15 protein-coding genes, 2 tRNA genes and 1 rRNA gene are annotated in these 17927 nt (G+C 54.0%); 16 read left to right on the top strand and 2 right to left on the bottom strand.

Translation table 11 applies throughout. The annotated features are described in order from the left end of the window. The first annotated feature begins 189 nt into the window (after nucleotides 1-189). The 7 genes from H7A51_08210 to H7A51_08180 all read left to right on the top strand — a co-directional run bounded on the left by H7A51_08210 (nucleotide 190) and on the right by H7A51_08180 (nucleotide 8657). Nucleotides 190-2886, top strand: a complete 2697-nt coding sequence (locus H7A51_08210; GenBank protein ID MCP5536202.1) for a glycoside hydrolase family 92 protein — start codon at nucleotides 190-192, stop codon at nucleotides 2884-2886. Nucleotides 2887-3467: 581 nt separating this feature from the next. Beyond that, nucleotides 3468-3785 carry a hypothetical protein gene (locus H7A51_08205; protein ID MCP5536201.1) on the top strand — a complete coding sequence of 106 codons (318 nt, stop codon included), beginning with the start codon at nucleotides 3468-3470 and terminating at the stop codon, nucleotides 3783-3785. Nucleotides 3786-4208: 423 nt separating this feature from the next. Then, complete coding sequence (locus tag H7A51_08200; GenBank protein ID MCP5536200.1) at nucleotides 4209-4790, top strand: sigma-70 family RNA polymerase sigma factor; 582 nt, start codon at nucleotides 4209-4211, stop codon at nucleotides 4788-4790. A gap of 70 nt (nucleotides 4791-4860) precedes the next feature. Beyond that, nucleotides 4861-5571, top strand: a complete 711-nt coding sequence (locus H7A51_08195; protein ID MCP5536199.1) for a hypothetical protein — start codon at nucleotides 4861-4863, stop codon at nucleotides 5569-5571. A 190-nt stretch (nucleotides 5572-5761) separates the two neighbouring features. Beyond that, a complete protein-coding gene (locus tag H7A51_08190) occupies nucleotides 5762-6772 on the top strand; it encodes a PDZ domain-containing protein (GenBank protein ID MCP5536198.1) in 1011 nt (336 codons plus the stop codon). 113 nt (nucleotides 6773-6885) lie between these two features. Next, nucleotides 6886-7761: a hypothetical protein gene (locus H7A51_08185; protein ID MCP5536197.1), complete on the top strand. Its 876-nt coding sequence runs from the start codon at nucleotides 6886-6888 to the stop codon at nucleotides 7759-7761. Beyond that, entirely contained in the window at nucleotides 7758-8657 is a 900-nt protein-coding gene (locus H7A51_08180) for an alpha/beta fold hydrolase (protein MCP5536196.1), read from the top strand. Before H7A51_08185 ends, H7A51_08180 begins: the two co-directional genes overlap by 4 nt. 78 nt (nucleotides 8658-8735) lie before the next feature. Here the strand turns inward: H7A51_08180 and H7A51_08175 are convergent, their stop codons facing one another. Then, nucleotides 8736-9206 (bottom strand): 50S ribosomal protein L9, encoded by a 471-nt coding sequence (locus tag H7A51_08175; protein MCP5536195.1) that lies wholly within the window; start codon nucleotides 9204-9206, stop codon nucleotides 8736-8738. A 162-nt stretch (nucleotides 9207-9368) separates the two neighbouring features. Here H7A51_08175 and H7A51_08170 point away from each other — a divergent pair, with 162 nt between their 5' ends. The 4 genes from H7A51_08170 to H7A51_08155 all read left to right on the top strand — a co-directional run bounded on the left by H7A51_08170 (nucleotide 9369) and on the right by H7A51_08155 (nucleotide 12411). Then, nucleotides 9369-10142: a hypothetical protein gene (locus tag H7A51_08170; protein MCP5536194.1), complete on the top strand. Its 774-nt coding sequence runs from the start codon at nucleotides 9369-9371 to the stop codon at nucleotides 10140-10142. A 110-nt stretch (nucleotides 10143-10252) separates the two neighbouring features. Next, a complete protein-coding gene (locus tag H7A51_08165) occupies nucleotides 10253-10828 on the top strand; it encodes a leucyl/phenylalanyl-tRNA--protein transferase (GenBank protein MCP5536193.1) in 576 nt (191 codons plus the stop codon). Between the two features lie 9 nt (nucleotides 10829-10837). Then, nucleotides 10838-11608 (top strand): phosphoribosylformimino-5-aminoimidazole carboxamide ribotide isomerase, encoded by a 771-nt coding sequence (gene hisA, locus H7A51_08160; protein MCP5536192.1) that lies wholly within the window; start codon nucleotides 10838-10840, stop codon nucleotides 11606-11608. Then, a complete protein-coding gene (locus H7A51_08155) occupies nucleotides 11605-12411 on the top strand; it encodes a zinc-dependent peptidase (GenBank protein MCP5536191.1) in 807 nt (268 codons plus the stop codon). The genes hisA and H7A51_08155 overlap by 4 nt, the downstream gene beginning before the upstream one ends. A 22-nt stretch (nucleotides 12412-12433) precedes the next feature. Here H7A51_08155 and sufT read toward each other — a convergent pair whose 3' ends face one another. Further along, nucleotides 12434-12982 carry a putative Fe-S cluster assembly protein SufT gene (sufT, locus tag H7A51_08150; protein MCP5536190.1) on the bottom strand — a complete coding sequence of 183 codons (549 nt, stop codon included), beginning with the start codon at nucleotides 12980-12982 and terminating at the stop codon, nucleotides 12434-12436. A gap of 133 nt (nucleotides 12983-13115) precedes the next feature. On the opposite strand from sufT, the gene H7A51_08145 reads away from it, so the two are divergent. The 5 genes from H7A51_08145 to H7A51_08125 all read left to right on the top strand — a co-directional run bounded on the left by H7A51_08145 (nucleotide 13116) and on the right by H7A51_08125 (nucleotide 17764). Continuing rightward, entirely contained in the window at nucleotides 13116-13394 is a 279-nt protein-coding gene (locus H7A51_08145; protein ID MCP5536189.1) for a DUF4212 domain-containing protein, read from the top strand. A gap of 6 nt (nucleotides 13395-13400) precedes the next feature. Further along, on the top strand, nucleotides 13401-15248 hold the full coding sequence (locus H7A51_08140; GenBank protein ID MCP5536188.1) for a cation acetate symporter: 1848 nt from the start codon (nucleotides 13401-13403) through the stop codon (nucleotides 15246-15248). Between the two features lie 528 nt (nucleotides 15249-15776). Then, nucleotides 15777-17326 (top strand): 16S ribosomal RNA (locus H7A51_08135). A gap of 206 nt (nucleotides 17327-17532) precedes the next feature. Continuing rightward, a tRNA-Ala gene (locus H7A51_08130) sits at nucleotides 17533-17608 on the top strand. 79 nt (nucleotides 17609-17687) lie between these two features. Further along, nucleotides 17688-17764, top strand: a tRNA-Ile gene (locus tag H7A51_08125). Nucleotides 17765-17927: the final 163 nt, after the last annotated feature.

Below are 17927 nucleotides of genomic sequence, written 5' to 3'. Positions count from 1 at the left end.
AATGCGGTGTGCGAACCCTACTTAACCATTGATCGGAGTCAAGGTGAAATGTGTCTGTATTTCCCGTTGAGGTGTTGCCCCCTGACTGCTCGGGATGTTTTTAGTGATGTTCATAAACGCAAGGGTTGCCACTGGAAATTAGTAATAATGCTTTGAAATGAAGTAGTCATTGGCGACAGTAGAATGTCTATGGAAAACAAAATAAGAAGTCTCCATTTTCTGTCCTTCACACTCCTGTTGCTGTGCTCCGCCTCGGCACTGGGTGAGGGGATGAAGAACGTCGTGCCGCTGGCTTCGATCCAGGGGCCTGGTAAAAACCCGTCGGCGGTTGCCGATGGGGTCAAACAACAACCCGGCAGCGGTGAATGGATCGGCGTCAGCCCGAACGCCTGGTTCGGATGGATTGACTACCCGGAACTGAAGTTGAAATGGAAGACGCCACAAAAAATCAACAAGGTGGTGATCTATGACCGCCCGACCCAGGACGAGCACATGGCGGCCTGCGTGCTGAAGTTTTCCGATGGCTCCGAGGAACATGCCTTTGCCGTCCCTAACGACGGCTCACCGGCGACGATCGTCTTTGAGCCACGCACGGTGAGCGGCATGACGTTGTCGGTCGTGGATGGTGTTGGCTCGCACATCGGCCTCTCCGAGTTGGAGGCATACTATGATCCGGATGCCCGCCCGGCGGCGAAACCGAAGGCATTCACCGACTTTGTTTCCTATGTTGATCCGACGATTGAAACCGGGCGCGGACGCTGGTTTTTCTGCACACCCGGAAGCCGCCCGTTCGGCATGGTTTGCGCCTCGGCCTACACGCGCAACAAAAACCAGGGGGGCGGTGGCTACAATTACAACAGCACGGAAATCCTCGGCTTCGCCCAGATCCACGCCTGGATAATGTCGGGCGTCAACATCATGCCTGTCGTCGGCGAGGTGCATGCGAACCTCGGCGAGAAGGCGTGGAAGTCGTCATTTTCACACGACACCGAGGTCATCGAACCCGGGTATCACAAACTCTTTCTCGACCGCTACAAGACACAGGTGGAGTATACATCGACCGAACGCACGGCATTTTACCGCTTGAAATACCGTGAGGCGGCCAAGGCCCGGCTGCTCCTTCAGCTGGGTGGTTTTGTCGGTGCCACCAGTTATGTCGACGGTAGGGCCAAACTGGTCGGCCCCACCCGCATCGAGGGCTCGCACGGCATGACCGACCGGTTGTGGGGCGGGCCGAAGCTCTCGCACGTGTACTACGTGATGGAATTCGACCGGCCGATACAGCGCATGGACGGCTGGAGAGGGGCGGCGGAGAAGTTCATCAACATCCGGGAGTTTGCCAACCCGGTCCAAGACCAACGGCTCAATCAGGACAAACGCAAGTATCTCTTCAAGAACCTGCCCGAAGAGCAGGCCGGGGTTTCCCTCGCTTACGGGGTGGCTGCCGGCGATGAGGTGAAGGTGAAAATAGGCATCTCCTACACCAGTATTGAGAATGCGCGCCGCAACCTGGCTGCCGAGTGCCCGCACTGGGATTTTGACCAGGTGAGGAATGACTCGCGCAGGGTTTGGAATGAATGGCTTGGCAAGATCGCCGTCAAGGGGGGCAAGGATGAGCTGAGGGTTAAATTCTACACCGATCTTTGGCACGTCCTGTTAGGTCGTCATAAAATTGATGACTTCAGCGGGGATTTTCCGTCCTACATGGGCAGGGCGGGGAAGGATGGCCTGGTGCCTTTGGTCGTGCAGAGTGTGCCCAGGGACAAGGACGGGAAGCCGAGGTTTCACATGTACAACTCCGATGCCCTGTGGCTGACCATGTGGAACCTCAACACCTTGTGGGGATTGGGCTGGCCGGAGGTTCTCGATGAGTTTTCCGCATCCATGGTTCAGTATGCGGATGTCGGTGGTCGCCTGCCTAACGGGCCGAGTGCCGGGGGATACACGGGGATCATGGGCGGGAATCCGGCGACGAGCCTGATCACCGCGACCTGGCAGAAGGGGCTTCTAACCAAGGTCGATGCAGACAAGGCCTATCAAACGATGATGCGCGACCACCCGGTGCGCCTGTCCGGACACACCGGGCGCGCCGTCCAAAGTGGCTTTGAATACTGGGCGCTGGCGAACATGGCCGAGGAAATGGGCCATGGCCAGGTGGCGAAGTCTTTTCAACCCGTGATCAACGAATGGAAGCGATTCTACAATCCCAGGACCCATTTGCTCAGTGGAAAATGGATCGAGGCAAACGACTGGCAGGGCACCTTCGGCGTCTCCCATGACATCAAGGGACTCAGTCACCTGATGGGCGGAAACGACAAGCTCGCCGAAATGCTCAACCTGGCTTTTGAGGAGGGGGCGGACTCTCATTTTGTCTACACTTACAAACACGGGAAGATCAGCTACGCCAACCAGCCGGGCTGCTCGAACGCCCACGTTTTCAACTACGCCGGCCACCCCTGGCTGAGCCAGTACTGGGTTCGGCGTGTGAGTCGGCAGGCCTACGGCGGCACCAACCCGAATGTCGGCTACGGCGGTCACGATGAGGACCAGGGCCAGATGGGCGGGGTGAGCGCCTTGATGAAACTCGGGCTGTTCAGTCTCAGGGGCACCTGCTCAAAGGAACCCGTCTATGAGATCACCGCGCCGGAGTTTGGTGAGGTCACCATCACCCTCGACCCCCGGTACTATGCCGGCAAGCAGTTTCAAATCAAGACCTACAACAACAGCGGGGCAAACTGCTACATCCAGAAAGCCAAACTCAATGGCAAGCCGCTGCTCAATTGCTGGTTCCATCACAAGGACTTCGCCAAGGGCGGCGTGCTCGAAATTTGGCTGGGCCCCGAGCCCAATAAAGACTGGGGGACGGGTCCCGACGAAAGTGACTGAAGAACGACTCCGAGAAAAAAACCACCTGTTGTGGGGGCTGGGCTGATTGTAGATACCTGTCTGAAAGAAGAATAATGCCGGTGGCGTATGAGGTGGTGCATGCAGTTCCTGAAAATACGCACCTTGTTGTCGTCCCTTGTTATTGCCACCGCGCAGGCTGGCTGATAGGTCTGGCAGGACTTGGAGGTGGGTATTTTTCCACTACGACATCCCGATCCACACCAAGGGCAGCAACACAACCGCAGCAACTGCCGAACAGAGGCCTTCTCCCATTCTGCACAAATGCGGATTACGGGGGCAGTTTTCAGGCTTGGCACCAGTCAGTGCGGGGAACGGCGAGATGTATGAACCGCGTGCTTGCCGTGGCATCATAGTCTTGGGAAAGGGTGAAAGTGGCTCGACGCAAGGAAAGACACCTTGGCCATTCTCCTGTCGGGCGACCGACACGGTGCTCAATTCCCCGTCCCAGTGGCGGTCACATTCATGGACTGGCGCTCTGGCCCCCCCCTGTCCCCAAAATAAATTTCTGTCCTCAAATTATTTTCGCAACTTTTGCAATTTTCCGGGGTATACGTGCTTGCATGAAAATCAACCAACTCATCAGTATCGGTCTCTGCAGTCTCCTTTTCTGTTCAGTAGCATCTGCTGCCAAAGAAAAAGGGAACAAAGGAGCTAAGCCTAAGAAGACATTCGCCACAGTTGACACCGACAAAGACGGTAAAATCAGCCTGGCCGAATTCTCCGTAGGAGCCAAAGACGAAGCCAAAGCCAAAAAGCAGTTTGAGAAAAAAGACAAGAACAGCGATGGATTCCTCAGTCAGGAGGAGTTCGCAGCGAACGGCAAAGGTAAGGGCAAAGCCAAAAAGGCTCCTAAAAAGCCAAAGAAAAAAAACAAGTAAACCAACCCCGACCAATCCTATAAACATGTCGTAGCCGAGTAGCTACGACATAACAAGACCTCAGAAGGCCTGATCTTCTGAGGTCAATTTTTTATCCTGCTGCGGTTGAGTCCGGTGCTGATTACCGAGTGGTGCTTGCGACGGGCTGATGCGCGGCGGTAAAGGAGTTGCTGATGGGGATACTGCTGCTGTTTCACGATCGCCAGCCTTCCCCACAGGCCTGTGGTTGAGAAGAGAAGTTTAAAAATCGGCGTTACAAACAGGGGATTGGTGGTAAATTTTCATTGGTCCACTTGCACAAAACCGGATCGATGCGACGCTATGGATAATGAAATCAAGAACCCTGTGAACAGTGCCCAAGCAAGTCTCGCCCACACGATGAAGAATGTGGAGTCCGATACCGAGTCGGAAAATACGATCAGCATGCAAGCCAGCGGGAGGGGGACGGCATCAAACCCCGCAGCTTCATCTGGCTATGCATGGGGGCAATGGCTTGCCGAGAACGGTTCACGGATGCTGCTTTTCGCACGACAGCAAACGCGGACCGCAGAAGATGCCGAGGATGTCCTGCAGGACGCCCTCGTCAAGCTGGCCCGCAAAGTCGATGAGGGAACCTTCGACGGTGGCCAGGAATCATGGAAACCCTACCTCTACACAGCCATCCGGAGATTGGCCATTGATCTTGGCCGAAAAAACGACCGCCGCTCCAAGCGCGAAGAAAAAGCAGAAGCCGATCGCAGGGGCGAAACCGGAGGCCTGTCCGACCCCTGGTTTGAAAGCGGGGCATCCAGCGATGAAATGCGCAACCTTCTCGAAAACGGTCTCAAAAAGCTACCCGATAAATTCTCCGAAGTCATCGTGATGAAAATATGGGGGGAGCGTACCTTTGCCGAAATCGGCGAAATTTTAGGGGTTTCCCTAAACACGGTGGCGTCCCGGTATCGCTATGGGCTTGAACGCCTTAGAAAAAGCCTCGAGCCCTCCCGCTGTCAAGATGACATCTAAGCCCGACCAAGATTATCCCATTTCCCATTTCCCATTTCCAATCAGTCAGTCAACCAACCATTAAACTGTCATGTCAATAACACCAGAACATGAACTCACCCCTGAATTGCGTGAGCTTGAGCAACAGCTGTCCAGCCTTGTGCCTAGCTCCGTACCACAGAGCCTGCTAGGCAGCATGGAGCAATCCATGTCTGTGACAGATACCAACGCTTCTTCAGCTTCACACGGCTTTGATGAGTTGGAAGTCCACCTAGGGCACATGGCACCGGCGACCATGCCGACGGATATGCTCAACCGCATGGTCCGGGCGATGGACCGGTGGCATGAACAGGTACCCGTGGAAGAAAAAGTCGTTCCCTTCGGCGAAAGTGGCGGCGACCGGACATCGGCCGGGAAAAAATCCAGTGGAGGAATGTTAGCCGCTGCCGCTGCGGTTGCCATGCTGGGTGCGGCCATGGCTCTTGTGTCACCCCACTTCCTCAACGACTCATCCTCCCAGGAGTCCACGCCAGTTGCCGGGGTTAACCGGCCTGACAATTCGGCGCTATCCATGGTGGGGCATGTGGAGCCGCATGATGCCTGGCTCATACCTGACTCGCTGAGTCACAATGTGACCAACACAAGCGACAACGGCGTGATCATCGCCGGTGACAATACTCCGCATCGCTGCATCCGGGTTGATTATATTGATCGCGTAAAAGTGCAGGATGACCAGGGACGTGAATTCGAAATCAAGCGCCCTGGTGTCAGGTACATGCTGCTTCCGGTCGAAACGAATTAATTTTTTAAGACAAAAATTCTTCACTTGATCGCTCCATCACCAGAGTCTGCACAGTTGGTGAATTTACGAGCTAACAGGCTTACGATGAATGGATCGGAACCAGTTGTTTGAAGAATTGATTTTCGCAAAATGAATCTCTGAGGACCACTGATCGATTTACAAACAAATACAACTAACACAATCAATCAATATGAAAACCACCACTAACTTGATCACTTGCGTGAAAGGGCTCGCAGGTATTGCGTTCGTCGCACTGGCACTCCCAGTTGCTGCGATTGAGAACCCTGCGCCCGAAGAAGCGCCCAAGGCAAAAGGCAACCCGGAAGCGGCTGCCGAAGAAGCGCCCAAGGAAAACAAAAAAGCAGCGAAGAAACTCGCTATGATTGGACTCGGCGGTGCCCCGGCTTCGGAGACACTGTCGCTTCACCTCGGTCTTGAGGAAGGAAATGGCCTGACCATTTATCATGTTGTCCCGGGTTCGGCTGCGGCAAAGGCCGGCATCGAATCGCACGATGTTCTAACCGAGTTTGACGGAAAAAAAATTGGCTCACAGCAGGACCTGCGTGATGCCGTTTCCGCCAGGCAGCCTGGTGATGAGGTCACCCTCAAATACATTCACAAAGGCAAAGCCGAGGAGAAAAAAGTAGCTCTCGGTGAACGTACCGACATGCCACAAATGATTCCCGGTGCCGGCAACCCCTGGCTGCAAGGAATGGGAGATATCCCAGAAGCCGACCGCAAGCGGATGCAGGAACAAATGCAAAAGCACATCGAGGAAATGCGTAAGCAGTTAGAGAAAAACGGGGGGATGCAATTTGACCTCGGTGGACTCCTTGATGGTGCCGTTCCTGGTAAGGCCGCTCCCAATGGAGGAGATAAGCCTAAAGCCGGCAAGCAGTTAAAGAAGTTCAACTTCAATGCGGCCGCATCCATCACCATGATGGACAACGATGGGTCCGTCACCATGAAGACCATTGATGGCAAACGCGAGGTTATTGTGAAGGATAAAGCTGGCAATATTCAGTTTGAAGGCCCCTACGAGACGGAACAGGATAAAGCCGCCGTGCCTGACGACGTGCGTGACCGCCTTGACCGGCTCAACTTTGGTGAAGATGGTAAAAATGGATTCCGTCTTCAAATCCTCCCTGGCGGTATGGTGCCTCCACCAGTACAACCGGACGAGAACGGGGCGGCTGAATAAGTCCGGCCAATTCAAGCCAATCCCATTATCATGTTAGCCTCCACAGAAACCTGTGGAGGTTTTTTCATGCGAATATCGTTTGTTGATAGAACTCACTTGAGGTAGGTTTCCGTATGGCCAGCGCACCAAAGAACCCAGACGATCTTGTCAGCGATACAGCAAGCGAGCTGCCTTTTCTCATCCGGCTTCTCGATGATAAGGATCCTGCTGTGCGACCTATTGTCCGTGAACGTATTTCGGAAATGGGAGGTGATATCAGCCACGACCTGGCCGCCTTGGGAATAGAGATTAACACCAAGGGAAAAAAGCAGCTCACCCGACTGCTGGCACCGGGGAGACGGGAGACGCTGAGAAACGAATGGTTAGTGCCATCGGGGGGATTGATGGCCTTGGAAGACGACTGGGAAAACTTCGAGAACATTCTCAGGCAGATATCTGATTTCCTCCATGACGGGATTACGTTACGACCTTCGCTGTCTGATAGTCTCGACTTGCTGGTTGATGAAATCACGGAGGAGATACCAGTCCCCACAGCCGAGGAGCTGCGGCAATGGCTTTTTGTTGAAGGCCGGTTCAGCGGCGTGGCCAAGCGAGCCGATGCGTTAAGCAATTTTGACCTGTGCCACGTCATGGACAGCCGTCAGGGCAATCCCACCAGCCTGGCGTTTTTGTTTATCCTCATAGGCCGTCGGGTGGGTGTACAGGTCGATGGCTGTAACTATCCCGGACATTTCCTTGCCCGTATTCAGATCGATGGTTCCCCTCATTTGATTGATTGTTACCATGCGGGACGTCATTTTAATATTGAGGCCCTGCTTGAGGCGCATCCCGAGCTATCCGGGCAGGCCCGAGCAGCAGTCAACGACAACTGTCACCTCGGTGTTATTTTACGTCGCTACGTTACCGAGCTTCATTACACGCTTATTAAAGTGGGGCGTAAGGAGGATGCCGAGCTGTTCAAGTCTCTGGCCAAAACATTGGAATCATGACCGGAGAGCAACTGCGGGTATGTGTGGAAGGACACCTTCTGAATCGCATGGTCATGCACCCCGACGGCGAGGTAAGGGCAGAGGCTGTTTTTTACCACGGACAGGGGGATTACGCAGAACGCTACCTCGAGGTGCTGTATCCGTTCACAGAACACGGTATCCGTTGTACCATCACGGAACTGCCCGGACATGGCTATAGCCCGGGGAGGCGCGGGCACTGCGGAGATACGCCACTTTTGGATGCTGTGATTCAAGATACGCTCAGCTCCTTCGCTGGGCTTCCCTATGGGGTGATGGGACATTCCATGGGAGGGCTGCTGGCAGCCCGGCATCTGGTGCTTTCGGGACGAGGTGGCTTGCCTGCTCCGGCCTTTGCCTGGCTTTCCTCACCCTTGTTCAAACCCAGCCTCAACAGGTCGGCGCTTTTTATCCGGATACTCCGCTTGCTGGCCCCGCTGGTACCCTCCCTGACCGTGTCCACCGGTGTGAAACCAGAGATGTGCCGGATAAAACCAGAACAAGCTGTGACCGATCCGGAACCTGGCGACCAGCAGGCGCGTGCGCGCCACCAGCTATGGCACAGCCGGATCTCCCTCGGTTGGGGAGCTGCATTACTGGATATTGAAAAGCTGGTCTACGATGGACTCAAGGACATTCCCCAGGACATCCCCTTGCTCTACACGCAGGGTGGTGATGACCCCGTATGTCGACCGGAGTTGGCGCGCGAAATGTATGCGCAATTCCCCAATCGCTCAAAACGGTATGATGAAATGAAAGGTTTGCTTCATGAGCCGTTCAGAGGCGATGGTAGCGAGTCATTCTTTGCCGTCCTCGGCGCTTGGCTGGAATCCCTGAGCCTCAATCCCAGACTTTGCCCCACGAGGCCGGAAGCGTGATCATCATACGCAAAAGACCCCTCTCCGTATCCCGCCATTGGGCGTCGAAGAGGGGTCTCGAGTTAAATGTTACGGCTGTTATTCAGCTGTGTCGTCGCCTTCAGCCTTGACGTTGATCTTCAAGGTCGCTGTCACATCGGAGTGCAGCTTGATCTCTAGGTTTTGCTTGCCGGATGTCTTGATGGGGGAGTCAAGCTGGATGGCATGACGGTCCACCTCAATGCCTTTATCGGCGAGTTCCTTGTGAATATCAATGGTGGTGATGGAGCCGAATGCCTTGCCGCCCTGGCCCGTCTCGAGGGTAAAGTCGAGTTTGAGCTTGTTGATCTTGGCTGCGAGGTCCTGGGCTGTCTGGTGTTCCTCGGCTTCGCGTTTGATGCGCAGGGCGTTGAGGGACTCAAGGTGCTTGAGGTTCGCTTTGTTAGCTTCGTAGGCTTTGCCTTCGGGGACGAGGTAGTTGCGGGCGTAGCCAGCCTTAACGGTGACGACGTCAGCCTCGGAGCCGAGGTTTTCGATTTTTTCGCGGAGAATAACTTCTGTAGTGGCCATGGGAAAAAGGTTTACTTTTTGGGTTGCAGGGGGTGTTGCGGAGGGCAGGGAATAGTGCCGCAGAGGCGGTGAGTCAAGCAGGATTTCCCATAGTTTTATCAACATTGCCAAGATGTCATTTCAAGATTGCCCCCGAAGCCTGTCCAGTCTAGGCTGATAACGATGAAAAAACTACTTTTCCCCATGATTCTAGCCACCTCGGTGGTGTTGCCGACAATGAGCAATGCTGACGTTTCCGTGGAGCCGGCAGGTATGAAAATCGTCTGGAAATCCCTCAAGGATGAATTTGATGGCTTCCAAACCTATAATTCGCCGGAAGGAACCTACATCACCCTTGCTGTGACAGGAGGGGACAAGGATATCATTAGCTTTGATGACAAGCAGTCCAGTATTTCACTGTCCGACGGTACCAAGGATCTTGGTGGTAAGTTCGGTATGTGGAATAAAATCAGCAAGGACGGCAAAACGATGCGCGTCGAGGTGTCCTCCGACAACCTGCCCTCACCGGATACTTCCAAATTCACTCTGAAAGGGGAGCTGTCGATGGTGATGGCATCCAAAACAGAAACCAAAGCCAGTGAATCCCGGACCTTTAAAAAGGGAGACAACATTGAGCTGACCGAGATGTTCAAGTTTGAAGTCGAATCCATCGGCAAACCCAAATGGGGTGACGAGCCACTGGAGGTCACTTTCAAATGGAAGCGCAAGATCCCGGAGCTGGCAGCCGTCCGGTTCTATGATGGGGACGGGAAGCTGATCGAATCCTCCGACGGCGGTTCGTCCAGCATGGGCATGCTCGGCAAATACACCGTGACCAGGTCATACAAACTCAAAAAGAAGTCGGACGTCTTGAAAATCGAGATGGATCTCTGGTCGGATGCCGAGACGGTCACTGTTCCCGTCGACCTAACCATGGGTGCCGGAGGCATTAAGTAAAGATACGTAATATACAAAAAGGGTGGAAAAAAATGTAACCAGGCTTCCATTCCTTTGTATCGTACCTGTACGTGTATTACCGCCCCCACACAGCCCCCCCATCCATACACATGGAGCTAATCCCCCCCCACGTCCTCCTCGGTGCCTATACCGAGGGGGTGTTTCCGATGGCCGAGGACGGTGAAATCTACTGGTTCTCTCCCCTGATGCGGGGACTCATCCCTGTAGACGATCATTTTCATATCCCACGCGGGCTCAAGAGAACGATTAACAAGAACACCTTCGAGCTGAGGATCAACACCGCATTCCGCGAGGTGATGGACGGCTGCGGCGACAGGGCGGAGACATGGATTGACCAGGTTATCACGGACAGCTACTGCCAGCTCCATGACTTGGGTTACGCCCATTCCTTTGAGTCCTGGGATGATGAAGGCCTCCAGGGGGGACTCTATGGAGTGGCTATCGGCAAGGCGTTTTTTGGCGAGAGTATGTTTTCCCGCAAGACCGATGCCAGCAAGGTGGCGCTGGTTCATCTGGTCGACTGGATGAGGGACAAGGGGTTTATCCTCCTCGACACGCAGTGGATGACGGATCACCTGCGTCAGTTCGGTGGTTTTGAAGTCCCACGCGAAGAATACTTGAACTTACTTGCAGAGGCACTTGCAGAAACGGGTGAGACCGATTAGATAAGCGGCATGACCCGATTCCGCCCCTGTATTGATCTTCACGCCGGTCAGGTGAAACAAATCGTCGGAGGGACTTTGCTCGATTCCGGGGAAGGCCCTAAGGAGAACTTCGTTTCCGACCGTCCGCCTGCATGGTTTGCCGATCTCTATCGCGATGCCGATCTAACGGGGGGGCATGTTATTCAGCTTGGCACGGGAAATGCCGATGCAGCCCGTGAGGCCCTCTCGGCCTGGCCGGGAGGGATGCAGTTGGGTGGGGGAATCAATATCCGCAATGCGGTCGAATGGCTTGAGGCCGGGGCATCGCATGTCATCGTGACCTCATGGCTCTTTGACGACGATGGTAAATTCCGCGAGGATCGCCTCCGCGAACTGGCCAATGAGGTCGGGCGCGAAAACATCGTGGTGGATCTAAGTTGCCGCCGCACAGGGTCCGGCTGGACGGTTGCCATGAACCGATGGCAGACTCTGACCCACATCGATGTGACCCACCCCACCTTGGAAACTCTCGCCGAGTGGTGCGCGGAGTATCTCATTCATGCCGCCGATGTCGAAGGACTCTGCGGCGGTATCGATGCCGAATTGGTTGATTTGTTAGGGGCATGGGCGGGTATACCGATGACTTATGCCGGTGGTGTGGCAACCATGGATGACCTTCACCTCGTTTCCAGCCGCAGCGGGGGGCATGTGGATGTGACGGTGGGAAGTGCCCTGGATGTTTTTGGTGGCAGCGGTGTGAAATTTGAAGACATGTTAGCCTGGAACTCCCGAACTGAATGACCGGTGTCATCATCATCATCTCGGTCGTCGCGTTGATAGCATGCGGTTTCATCGCGCAAGCGGCAATCATCAAAGCTCGCCGCAAACGCTGGCTGGCACTGCGGCTTACTGAAAGCCAGCGCGTGAAAATCAGCAGGGACTTTAAATTGTTTGCCCGGCTTCCTGGTCATATTCGCGATGAACTCGAAGGTTTGATGCATGTGTTCATCCATGAAAAATCATTCGAGGCCTGCGGCGGACTGGATCAGGTCACCGTACACATGCAACACGTGATCGCTGCGCAAGCTTGCCTGTTACTGGTAAATCGGCAACACGACTATTACCGTCGATTGCGCAGTATCCTACTCTACCCTACAGCCTATAAAGCCAAGGACGAACACGGTGAAGAGAGTATCCGGCTCGGAGAGAGCTGGCACTCAGGCAGCGTTATCCTGGCATGGGAAAGTGTTGTCGCAGGAGGTCGCAATGAAGAGGACGGGCACCACGTTACCCTGCACGAGTTCGCCCATCAGCTTGACCAGGTCGATGGTGCCGCAGACGGTGTTCCCGAACTCTCCGGCACGGGTTCCTACCGGGCATGGGCACGTGTTTTTTCCAATGCCTATGACCGCTTTACACGGAAACTTGAAAATGGAAAGCGGTCATCCATCGATGAATACGGTGCTACCAATCCCGCCGAGTTTTTCGCCGTGGCCACAGAAACCTTCTACGAAAAACCCCAACAACTCCACGAGGAATTTCCAGAGGTCTACCAGCAGCTGGTCGGTTACTACCGGGTTGACCCGTTAGAGTGGCAACCCTGACACCTGATTCCCACCCCCTGGATCAAACCATCCCGAGCTTCATACGCCCTTCCTCGGAAATCATATCCTGGTTCCACGGGGGGTCCCAGACTAGGTCAACGTGGGCCTCATCAATCCCTGCCAGAGTCATGATCCGCGCTTGCGCGTCAGCAGCAATCACAGGCCCCATGCCACAGCCTGGTGCCGTCAGGGTCATCTTGACGTTGGCGGTGGTCTTGCCGTCCGCCTCACTGAGTGAACAGTCGTAAACCAGACCCAGATTGACAATGTCCACCGGGATTTCCGGATCAAAAACCTGTTTGAGCTGATTCCAAATCCGGTCCTCGAGACTGGCATCTGCCGGAAGGTCGTCATTGCCTGCTGCCGAGCCGGAAGTGTCGTTATGATCAATCCCCAGGGCATCAGCATCATCAGAGGAAATACGTGCCAGCCCTGACTGCGTCGCCACGGTATAGGAGCCTCCCAGGGTCTGGGTAATGATCACGGCGGTGCCTGCGGGGAGAACAAATGGGTCACCGCTCGGGATTTGCACAGCATTGACTTCACGATTGGTAATGATCTCGGTCTGCATGCCGGAGTGATCACATGGGCTTGCGTATTTGTCAACCCAAGCTGCAATATCCTGTGGGAAATTACCGCGTTTTTGAAATTCTCAGTTTGCATCCCTCACCATGATGCCTATAACCAGCGGATAGATCCACATTATGAGTCAACAACCGTCTTCCGAACACTGCCGCCGCTATTGGTATAAAAACATCATCCTCGTCCTCGTGATGCTCCTTGTCTGGTTCCTGGTCAGCCTGGGTTCAGGAATCCTGTTCCGGGATTGGTTGGATGCCAACTTCCCCCATGTTGGCAACGCCCCCTTTGGCTTCTGGATGGCCCAGCAGGGGTCGATTATCTGTTTTGTAATGCTTCTGATCATCTACAAAGTCCTGATGAACCGACTCGAAGGTGAGGAGGGATTCACATCGAAAAAATAGACCACCATGAATCAAGACTACTGGAACTACATTTTCATCGGTATTTCGTTTGCCTTGTACGTCGGTATAGCCGTCAGGTCGCGTGCCGCCTCCACCACGGAATATTACACAGCGGGTGGTGGGGTCTCCCCATTTGCCAATGGTATGGCTACGGCAGCCGACTGGATGAGCGCGGCCACTTTCATCTCCATGGCCGGCACGATTGCCATCAGCGGCTATGATGCCTCCCGTTTCCTCATGGGCTGGACAGGAGGCTTTGTGCTGCTCACCATCCTGATGGTGCCCTTTCTGCGGAAATTTGGAAAAGCAACCGTCCCTGACTTTGTTGGCGACCGCTATTATTCCAAAGTCGCCCGTGGCGTCGCGGTGCTTTGCGCGATCTTTATTTGCATGACCTACATCATGGGGCAGATGCGAGGTGTCGGGGTGGTGTTTTCACAGCTTTTTGGCATCGGCATCCCTGCGGGGGTCGTGATTGGCGCTCTCATCGTGTTTGTCTATGCGGGGATGGGGGGGATGAAGGGCATCACCTACACCCAGGTGGCCCAATACTGCGTGATGGCCTTTGCTTACACCATTCCAGCTGTTTTCATCGCCATCACCCTGACCAACAACGTGATCCCCCAATTCGGGCTGATCGGTGATTACACAGCGGGAAGTGGTGAAAAAATCCCGTTTTTAACCAAGCTCAATACCATTAACACCGAGCTGGGTTTCAGCGAATACACCTCGGGCAAGATGTCCACGGTAAACATGTTCTGTATCACGGCCGCGCTCATGTGCGGAACGGCAGGGCTGCCCCATGTGATCGTCCGCTTCTTTACCGTGAAGAATGTCCGCGCTGTTAGAAGCTCCGCTTGCTGGACGCTGGCGTTTATTGCCGTGATCTATCTGACGGCACCCACGATCGGTGCTTTTTCCCGTGTCAATCTGATAGAAAAGCTGCACAATACGAGTTACTCCGACGCTCCTTCCTGGTTCAAGGATTTCGAGCAAACGGGGCAAATGGCATGGGTGGATAAAAACGACGACGGGAAAATCCAGTACTTTGGGCCTGCGAAGTCAGAATCAGACAAAGGCACATTCTCTCCATTCCAAGGAAAGGCCCCCGTTTACCCCGAATACAATGCCCCGGAAGAGCAGCGCATCGGCAAACACGGTGAACGCCTCCTTGTCAGTAAGTCGGATATGACCAACCCCAACGAACTCTGGTTTGGTAACGACATCATGGTAATGGCCAACCCCCACATGGCAGGGCTCCCCAAGTGGGTGATCGCCCTGCTCATGGCGGGGTGTATCGCTGCGGCTTTATCGACAGCAGCAGGACTTCTGTTAGTCCTTTCAACCTCGATTTCCCATGACTTGATGAAAAGGATCATCAAACCCGACCTTTCAGATAAAGAAGAGGTGAACTACGCCCGTATGGCATCCTTCATCGCCCTGGGTGTTGCCGCATGGTTTGGAATCAATCCGCCATCAGCCTTCATCGCCCAGACCGTGGCTTTCGCTTTTGGCCTGGCCGCCTCGTCCTTCTTTCCCACGCTGTTGATGGGCATATTCTCCAAACGGGTAAACAGGGAAGGAGCCATCGCCGGTATGGTGTCAGGCATTAGCTTCACCTTCGCCTACATCGTCTATTTCCAATTCCTCGACGGAAAAACCGAAGATTACCTCTTTGGTATTTCGCCGGAAGGAATCGGCTGCATCGGGATGCTGCTGAATTTTGCCGTCGCCTTTGTCGTCAGCGCATTCACGCCCCCACCTCCACTCGAGATTCAACAGATGGTTGAGTCGATCAGGTTGCCGGATAATGCAGATGATGACAACGACACCCCACCTCCGGTCCAGCATTGACCGGTTTTCACGGAAAAAAGCATGGCCCCTCACCATTGAAAATAAGGGGGTTGTGGGGAGGGGTGAAAAAAGATGGAGAAAAAGTGTCGAAAGGTGTTGACGTGGAGGGAAAATCTAGTAGGTTCCGCCCGCCGCTCCAACGGAGGGCACGCAAGAGACAGTGAGTCGACCGCGAACAGAGCTTGAAGGAGCGAAGTTTACCGGTCGATTTTTTATCCTCTGCGTTGAAGTGATCTTTAACAGTGCGGTCCTGGCTGCAAGGCGGATGAGACGATGAAGGTGCGACCACCACGGTTGCATTGGAGTGTTGTCCGGACGGTGTGGACAGGATGGAAGAGGAAAGATTGAATTGTGCGCTGCGCGACTGTTGAAGAATGGTGCGCAGATCATGTAGGGAGAAAAGGGTTTCGGCCCGGAGCTCTACTACTTGTCAATTTGGTAAACGTAAATTTACGCTCCAAGCAATTGGAGAATATAAAATACAAAGCCTGTAACTGTTTAAAAAGCCCGTCCTATGGACGGCATTTATACGGAGAGTTTGATTCTGGCTCAGAATGAACGCTGGCGGCGTGGATAAGACATGCAAGTCGAACGGGGAACATGAATAGCTTGCTAATTGTGTTTCCAGTGGCGGACGGGTTAGTAACACGTGAGCAACCTGCCCCGGAGCGGGGGATAGCCTTCCGAAAGGAAGATTAATACCGCATACGATCTACGGATCAAAGACGCCCTCGGGTGTCACTCCGGGATGGGCTCGCGGCCTATCAGCTTGTTGGTGAGGTAACGGCTCACCAAGGCGACGACGGGTAGCTGGTCTGAGAGGATGATCAGCAACACTGGAACTGAGACACGGTCCAGACACCTACGGGTGGCAGCAGTCGAGAATCATTCACAATGGGGGAAACCCTGATGGTGCAACGCCGCGTGGAGGATGAAGGCCCTAGGGTCGTAAACTCCTGTCATATAAGAGTAAGGCATACGTGATTAAGAGTCGTGTATGTTTGATAGTATTATAAGAGGAAGGGACGGCTAACTTCGTGCCAGCAGCCGCGGTAATACGAAGGTCCCGAGCGTTATTCGGAATCACTGGGCGTAAAGAGTACGTAGGCGGTCTGGTAAGTCAGGTGTGAAATCCCGGGGCTCAACCCCGGAACTGCACCCGATACTGCCAGACTGGAGTAATGGAGAGGCAGGTGGAATTCTTGGTGTAGCAGTGAAATGCGTGGATATCAAGAGGAAGACCAATGGCGAAGGCAGCCTGCTGGACATTTACTGACGCTGAGGTACGAAGGCCAGGGTAGCGAAAGGGATTAGATACCCCTGTAGTCCTGGCAGTAAACGGTGCGCGCTTGGTGTGGGAGGACTCGACCCCTTCCGTGCCGGAGCTAACGCGTTAAGCGCGCCGCCTGGGGAGTACGGTCGCAAGACTAAAACTCAAAGAAATTGACGGGGACCCGCACAAGCGGTGGAGTATGTGGCTTAATTCGATGCAACGCGAAGAACCTTACCAAGGCTTGACATGTATTGCTAAGCACGTGAAAGCGTGTGACCCCTCGGGGACCTTACACAGGTGCTGCATGGCCGTCGTCAGCTCGTGTCGTGAGATGTTTGGTTAAGTCCAGCAACGAGCGCAACCCCTGTGAATAGTTGCCAGCGCGTAATGGCGGGGACTCTATTCAGACTGCCCAGGTCAACTGGGAGGAAGGTGGGGATGACGTCAGGTCAGTATGGCCCTTACGCCTTGGGCTGCACACGTACTACAATGCCCAGTACAATGAGAACCGATGCCGCGAGGTGGAGGAAATCTGCAAAACTGGGCCCAGTTCGGATTGGAGGCTGCAACTCGCCTCCATGAAGTTGGAATCGCTAGTAATGGCACATCAGCTACGGTGCCGTGAATACGTTCCCGGGTCTTGTACACACCGCCCGTCACATCATGGAAGCCGGTCGCACCCGAAGTATCTGCGCTAACTTTTTAAGAAGCAAGGTCCTAAGGTGTAGCTGGTAACTGGGATGAAGTCGTAACAAGGTAGCCGTAGGGGAACCTGCGGCTGGATCATCTCCTTTCTATGGAGTAATCGGCAAGGCGTTCACGCGCCCGCTGCCGAAGGTCGGCGCCTAAAGTGACGCAAGTCGCCAGGGTGTCTGAGTGAAGACGCGAAAGCGGTTCACGACTTATTAATTATTATGGCGCACCATGTGTTAAGGCATGAACGCAGCGTACAATTCAATCTTTCAATGGTTCTAACGAACTGGAACTCTTCACAAAAACCGCCCTCCTGAAGGGGGTATAGCTCAGTTGGTAGAGCGCCTGCTTTGCAAGCAGGATGTCATCGGTTCGAACCCGGTTACCTCCACCATCTTCTGAATGAAGGAATGAAGAATGAAGAAGTGAATAAATGATTCATCATTCAATGATTCAATCGTTCATTTCCAAAGGGGCCTGTAGCTCAGTTGGTTAGAGCACACGCTTGATAAGCGTGGGGTCGCTGGTTCAAGTCCAGCCTGGCCCACCATCTTCAGAATGGATAATTGCAGATTGCAGAATGGATGATTTATCCGGACTCCGATCCCACGTTGTTCAGGGAGGTTTTAAAAAAAGCACAGTTAAAAAAAGACGAGCGCAGCGAGAATAATCCAATTATTCATTCTGCAATCTGAAATCATTCATTCGCAAAG

This window comes from Akkermansiaceae bacterium, from assembly GCA_024233115.1.
GTDB lineage: Bacteria > Verrucomicrobiota > Verrucomicrobiia > Verrucomicrobiales > Akkermansiaceae > Oceaniferula.
This window is presented reverse-complemented; position numbering and strand designations above follow the sequence as displayed.